Annotated in this window: 1 protein-coding gene; it reads left to right on the forward strand. The window is 60.0% G+C overall.

Annotation, left to right across the window (positions count from 1 at the left end; translation table 11 throughout):
• On the forward strand, positions 1–2,079 hold a 2,079-nt coding region (locus FN829_RS16035; protein WP_185955795.1), incomplete at both ends, for a beta strand repeat-containing protein.

The raw sequence follows: 2,079 nt of genomic DNA on the forward strand, positions 1-2,079 counted from the left end.
GTGAGCGCCGAGTCGGCGACCGACGGCGACACGATCACCTACGAAGCGCCGAACGGCGGTGAGAACCTCTCCGTTGAGCTGACCGGTGTCGAGAACACGAAGTCGATGTCGACCTCGTCGACCGTTTCGGGTAGTGAGTCGCTCACCGCGACCGTCGGCGGGACGACCGCGCCGCGAAACGAGGAAGTGACGCTGACTGGCGTCGAAACGACTTCCTCGGGGTCGGCATCGCTGGGGACGCTTTCGGACGGCTCGACCGAGAGTGTCGATGTCGGCGGCAACCAACCGGCTATCGACGAGGGTGTGACGCTCACAGGCGTAGAGACGATCACGTCGGACTCCGCGTCGCTCGGGACGCTCTCGGACGGCGAGAGTACGAGCGTCTCCGTCGACGGTAACATCGACGCCCGCTCGGAGTCGGTCACGATCACGGGGACGGAGACGACCTCATCTGATTCGGCGAGCGGATCGCTGTCAGACGGTGGATCGACGAGCGTCTCGGTTGGAGGAAACCAGGATCCGACTGGCGAGTCGGTTACACTCTCAGCGACAGTCGATGAGACCTCGGCGAGTGAATCTGGATCCGCAAGCGGTTCAGAAACGATCTCGCTCTCTCACGGGACACTTTCGTCGACTAGTGGCTCGATTTCTCTCACCGACCAGCCACCAGATTCGACCCCAGTTTTCCAGGCTGGGTCTGATTTCTCCAGCATAGATCTTGGTGGTGGTGAATCTGTGACGAGGACGTTCGACACGAGTAACATCGATACAGTTGGTGAAATTGTTATTTATGGCAATTTCGAGACGACTGACCTCACGATCGAGATAGACGGTCAAAAGTTGGGGACGTACTCACGAGACACACAATCATCAGCCGAGGACGAGACGTTTACCGGAACTCCGATACCGGTCGGATCGACCGCAGATATGACCCTGAGCACGGATTCTTCTGCGACGATCTATATTGTGGAAGGTTTCGGAGCAGATATTCAATTTACCGAAGGAGAGACGTCTTCTGTGGAGATATCCCATCCTGGCGGAACTGACACGATCGGACCCGATGGGTCGACACCAATCGATGTGTCGTCGAATCCAGGCTCGATCGAGATTAGCCCGAATTATGGCTCAGTGGATTACTCCGTCTCATACACTCAACGCGACGGAATACGAGATATCACTGTCGACGCGGGCTCGTCGACAATCACTCACTCGGGACCGCTCGACGGATCGATCTCCGAATCGATTGATCTCTCAACGGGCTCCGAGACGATCTCGGCGAGCTACTCTGGCTCGTCAAGCGGACTCAACTACAACGCCGAGTGGACGGAGGTCACAGCGACTGAAGATCCATCCGTGACGGTCGGCGGGGAGACGATCTCCTACTCGGGGATCCTCACCGACGGAGAGACGACAACACTCTCCGGTGGCGATCTCTCGCCCGGATCGAACTCGGTAAGCGTCTCGACGAACGCCGGTTCCACAGTCACCGCCGACGCCTCGTGGACGGCCGTCACCGCGACCGAGGATCCCTCTGTCACGCTCGGCGGAGAGACGGTCTCTCATTCAGGAATCCTCTCACAGGGAGAATCAACCACCCTCTCAGGAGGGGATCTTTCGCCAGGATCGAACTCGGTGAGCGTCTCGACGAACGGTGGCTCTCAAGTCACTGCTGACGCCTCGTGGACTGCCGTCACCGCGACCGAGGACCCATCCGTGACGGTCGACGGCTCCACGATCTCGTACTCCGGTGTGCTCGGTGATGGCGAGACGTACTCCGAGTCGGTCGACCTCTCGACCGGGTCGCAGTCTCTCGATGTCTCCACGAGCGGCGCGGTCGACACCGCGGTCTCGTGGATCGAGGTGACCGAGACGATCGACCCGACCGTCTCGCTCAACGGCAACGCGATGTCGCACGACGGTGTCGTCGCCGAAGGCGAGACGGTGACGCTGAACGGCGAGTCCGCGTGGATCGAAGAGGGAACGAACACGGTCGACATCGCGCTCAACGACAGTTCGCTGATCGCGGGGTCGCCGATCCCGAAAGTCGACGTGAGCCTCTCACACGACATCCGCGAGAGC

This window comes from Halorubrum cibi, assembly GCF_900182635.1.
Taxonomy (GTDB): Archaea; Halobacteriota; Halobacteria; order Halobacteriales; family Haloferacaceae; genus Halorubrum; species Halorubrum cibi.